Source organism: Mesorhizobium sp. M2A.F.Ca.ET.037.01.1.1, assembly GCF_003998075.1.
Taxonomy (GTDB): domain Bacteria; phylum Pseudomonadota; class Alphaproteobacteria; order Rhizobiales; family Rhizobiaceae; genus Mesorhizobium.
Map to the genome: position 1 here is coordinate 1 of NZ_RZSA01000748.1, position 3420 is coordinate 3420.

The following is a 3420-nucleotide window of genomic DNA, read 5'->3' on the forward strand; positions in this document are numbered from 1 at the left end:
GGCGAGCGCTGCTCGGCGGCCGCCGCCTATCTGCATCCGGCGATGAACCGGCCGAACCTCACCGTGGTCACCGGCGCGCATGCGACGGGGGTCGTGCTCAACGGCAGGCGCGCCACTGGCGTGCGCTATCGCATCGGCAAGAGCGAGGCCGTGGCGGAAGCCAGGCGCGAAGTCATCCTGTGCGGCGGGGCGTTCGGATCGCCACAGCTGCTCCTGCTCTCCGGCATCGGACCGGCGGTGGAACTCGCGGCGCACGGCATCCCGCTTGTCCACGAATTGCCGGGCGTCGGCAAGAACCTGCAGGACCATCTCGATTTCATCCTCGCCTGGAAGTCCAGACAGACGGATTTGATGGGCATCGGCCTCAGCGGCATGCCCGGCCTGATCCGGCACATGCTGCGCTGGCGCAAGGACGGAACCGGCATGATCGCCACGCCCTATGCCGAAGGCGGCGCTTTCCTGAAATCCGACCCGGCGATCGAGCGGCCCGACCTGCAATTGCATTTCTGCATCGCCATCGTCGACGACCATGGCCGCAAGCTGCATATGGGCTACGGGTTTTCCTGCCATGTCTGCGTGCTGCGGCCCTATTCGCGCGGCGAGGTGGGTTTGAACAGCGCCGATCCGCTGGCGCCGCCGCGCATCGATCCGCGTTTCCTCGAGGACGAGCGCGACGCCGACCTTCTGCTCAAAGGCGTGCGGAAGATGCGCGCCATATTGGAGGCGCCGGCGCTGGCCAAATATCGCGCCAGGGAAATCTACACCGCCGGCGCTTCGAGCGATGCCGAGCTGATGGCGCATATCACGGCGCGCGCCGACACGATCTACCACCCGGCCGGCACCTGCAAGATGGGCGTCGACGACATGGCCGTGGTCGACGCGCAGCTCAAGGTGCGCGGGCTGGAAGGGTTGCGCGTCGTCGATGCCTCGGTGATGCCGACCCTGATCGGCGGCAACACCAATGCGCCGACGATCATGATTGCCGAGAAGGCCGCGGATATGATCCGGGCCGCGGTCTGATCGTCGGCCTTGGTCGGACCAGCCATTTTCGGTTCTGTCGCTAGGACATCGTCTTTGCCTGCCCGCCGATAGGATCGAGTCCATCTGGTCAGACCAAATTGACGATTTGCGCTTCCCCTTTTGCCGTCCTCACCTTAGGATGGGTTTACTATTTTGCACCCCGAAATAAGTAGCCAGCTAAGGGAGGAACGGCATGGCCGGCAAGAAGATATTGATGCTCGTTGGCGAGTTCAGCGAGGAATACGAGATTTTCGTCTTTGAACAGGCCATGCACGCGGTGGGGCACACCGTCCATGTCGTGTGCCCGGACAAGAAGGCGGGCGACGTGCTCAAGACCTCGTTGCACGACTTCGAAGGCCACCAGACCTATACCGAAAAGCTCGGCCACGATTACATCCTCAACAAGACCTTCGCCGAGGTGAATCCGGCCGACTATGACGCGGTTTACGCCGCGGGCGGGCGCGGACCGGAATATATCCGCATCGACAAGCGCGTGCAGGCGCTGGTCAGGCATTTCCACGAGACCGGCAAGCCGATCTTCACCATTTGCCACGGCGTGCAGATCCTGATCGCGGTCGACGGCGTGGTGCGCGGCAAGAAAGTGGCGGCGCTGCAGTATTGCGAGCCGGAAGTGACGCTTGCCGGCGGTATCTATGTCGACGTCGCCCCGACCGGCGCGCATGTCGACGGCAATCTGGTGTCGGCGAAAGGCTGGCCGGGCCTTGCCGCTTTCATGCGGGAATGCCTGAAGGTGCTCGGCACCGAGATCCGCCACGGCGAAGCGCTGATGCGCGATGACCGAAAGGCGGCCTGAACTTGTCCTTTGCGCAATTCCGGACGGAAAACCGCTACGCACTTTTCCTGGAATTGCTCGAACCGCGGCGCGCGGCTATCGACGCCGCTCGCCGCCGGCTTTCCTGGCATCCGCAGCGTCCAGGCGGTCAAGCAGGTCGCTCAGCCGCCGGGGCACCTCTTTTTCCAGGCGAAATGCCGGCAAGGTGCGCAAAAAGCGCTTTGTCGCTTCGCTGCCTGCCTGCCGCCTGATATCGTTGGCCAATTCGGCGCGCCGGTTGCCGTTGTTGCCGTTCATCGTCCCAAAATCCTGTGTCGGCTTCGAAACTCCTCCAGCCCGTTTATGGTTCCCGCAACGGCATTCGAGGGCAAGCAAAGCCGCGTGATACGGTAAAATTTGAATTAATTTGGAACCATGGTTCGGCATCGGCGGCGAGCGCTTACCCCTTGATTTTTGGCCTCCAAACCTCGATATCGGGCGCAAATCCAGACCAATCCGAATGACGGGAAACGGCGATGAGCGACCAGGCAAAAGACGAACGCACGCCCGAAGATATGGAAGCCACCCAGGCTTCCGGCGAGCGCGCGGAAGGTGGCGTCGACGGCGACTATGAAGCGCTCGTGCGGCTGCTGAAGGAAAACGAGGAACTGAAGGACCGCGCGTTGCGCGTCGCGGCCGAAATGGAGAATTTGCGGCGGCGCACCGCGCGCGACGTGCATGACGCGCGCACTTACGCGGTGGCCAATTTCGCGCGCGACATGCTGTCTGTATCGGACAATCTGCGCCGCGCGCTCGATGCCATTCCGGCCGAGGCCAAGGCTTCCGGCGATGCCGGCTTCAAGGCGCTTATCGAGGGTGTCGACCTCACCGAACGCGCCATGCTTTCGGCGCTGGAGCGCCACGGCGTGAAGAAACTCGCGCCCGAAGGCGAGAAGTTCGATCCGAACTTCCACCAAGCGATGTTCGAAGTGCCCAATCCGGAGGTCCCGGCCGGCACCGTCGTGCAGGTGGTGCAGCCCGGCTATTCGATCGGCGAGCGCGTGTTGCGGCCGGCGATGGTCGGTGTTGCCAAGGGTGGCCCGAAGGCAACCGCCGAGGCGAAGGTCGAGCCCGGCCCGGTGAACGAGCAGGCCGAGAAGGATGCGTGAATAGGGGAGTAAGGGAGTAGGGCACTAAGGGAGTAGGGGAAGCGGAACCGTACTTTGACGCGGTTCTATGCTATTCAACTTTCCCTATTGCCCTACTCCCTTACTGCCCTACTCCCCTATGTCCTTGAACCCCATCGCCTTGCTCGACTATGCCGGCGTCGCCGTCTTCGCGGCGACGGGCGCGCTTGCCGCATCGCGCAAGCAGCTTGATATTATCGGCTTCCTGTTCCTGGCCAGCATCACCGGCATCGGCGGCGGGACGCTACGCGACGTCATCCTCAACCTGCCCGTATTCTGGGTCGCCAACAGCGGCTATGTGCTGATCTGCGCGGTCGTCGCGGTGCTGGTCTTCTTCAGCGCCCACCGCTTCGAATCCCGCTACAAGCTGCTGCTCTGGCTCGATGCCGTCGGCCTTGCCGCGTTCTCGGTGATGGGCGCGGCAAAGGGGCTGGCCATCAC

Annotated in this window: 5 protein-coding genes; 4 read left to right on the forward strand and 1 reads right to left on the reverse strand. The window is 63.2% G+C overall.

From position 1 onward, the window contains the following. Together EOA27_RS28265 and EOA27_RS28270 are read left to right on the forward strand one after the other, a co-directional pair. On the forward strand, window positions 1-1020 hold a 1020-nt coding region (locus EOA27_RS28265), incomplete at its 5' end, for a GMC oxidoreductase (protein WP_189562133.1). Between the two features lie 193 nt (window positions 1021-1213). After that, a complete protein-coding gene (locus EOA27_RS28270) occupies window positions 1214-1834 on the forward strand; it encodes a DJ-1/PfpI family protein (protein WP_126081180.1) in 621 nt (206 codons plus the stop codon). Between the two features lie 75 nt (window positions 1835-1909). Here EOA27_RS28270 and EOA27_RS28275 read toward each other — a convergent pair whose 3' ends face one another. Then, the gene (locus EOA27_RS28275) at window positions 1910-2110 is read right to left on the reverse strand and encodes a hypothetical protein (protein WP_042641030.1); all 201 of its coding nucleotides are present in this window, start codon (window positions 2108-2110) and stop codon (window positions 1910-1912) included. A gap of 218 nt (window positions 2111-2328) precedes the next feature. On the opposite strand from EOA27_RS28275, the gene grpE reads away from it, so the two are divergent. Together grpE and EOA27_RS28285 are read left to right on the forward strand one after the other, a co-directional pair. After that, on the forward strand, window positions 2329-2961 hold the full coding sequence (gene grpE / locus EOA27_RS28280; RefSeq protein WP_042641032.1) for a nucleotide exchange factor GrpE: 633 nt from the start codon (window positions 2329-2331) through the stop codon (window positions 2959-2961). 124 nt (window positions 2962-3085) lie between these two features. Then, window positions 3086-3420: TRIC cation channel family protein (locus tag EOA27_RS28285; RefSeq protein WP_189562134.1), on the forward strand; the 335-nt coding region annotated here is incomplete at its 3' end.